At 63.3% G+C, this 531-nt stretch carries 1 protein-coding gene; it reads right to left on the bottom strand.

Annotation, left to right across the window (positions count from 1 at the left end):
- On the bottom strand, positions 1–489 hold a 489-nt coding region (locus SB816_RS29780; protein ID WP_410547964.1), incomplete at its 3' end, for a transposase.
- Positions 490–531 lie beyond the last annotated feature (42 nt).

Genomic DNA, 531 nt, shown 5'->3' with positions numbered 1-531 from the left:
GACCGAGCTGTCCATGTCCAGCACGATGTATTTCAACCCGTTGCGGTCATGAAACCGGTCGATCCATTGGCCGTTCAGATCGGCCAGCGCCGCCCGGTTCGCGGCCAGAGCCAGCGTCTCGGTCTCGAACCGTCCCATCTGCGATGCCGAAGCAGCTTGCGCCTCGACGGCCCTGCCGCCAACGACCTGACGCATCACGGGATCGAGGGCCAAGCGGTCGGCATCGTTCACATCCTCGTATCCGGCCAGTCGTCCGAACACCGATTGCCGGAACAATCCGTCAAGCCGATGGAGCGTGTTCTTCCCGGTGCGGCTGTCTCGCAGCGCCTCCGACGCCAGATTGGACAGGCCGAGCACGTCATCAAGCTCGCGCATCACCAGCAGGCCACCGTCTGAACTGATCTGCGCACCACGGAACTCCAGACGCACACGGCGGTCGAAATCAACCCGATCTCCCCGCGCCAAGCCCGCACCCTCCAGGTGATCCATGAAACGCGCCCCTCGCAGCCGTCAACGCCATGATTTATATGC

It is taken from the genome of Achromobacter sp. SIMBA_011 (genome assembly GCF_046535435.1).
GTDB classification, from domain to species: domain Bacteria; phylum Pseudomonadota; class Gammaproteobacteria; order Burkholderiales; family Burkholderiaceae_B; genus Achromobacter; species Achromobacter dolens.
Note: the sequence above shows the minus strand (reverse complement) of the source record. Positions and strands in the feature narration are given on the sequence as shown.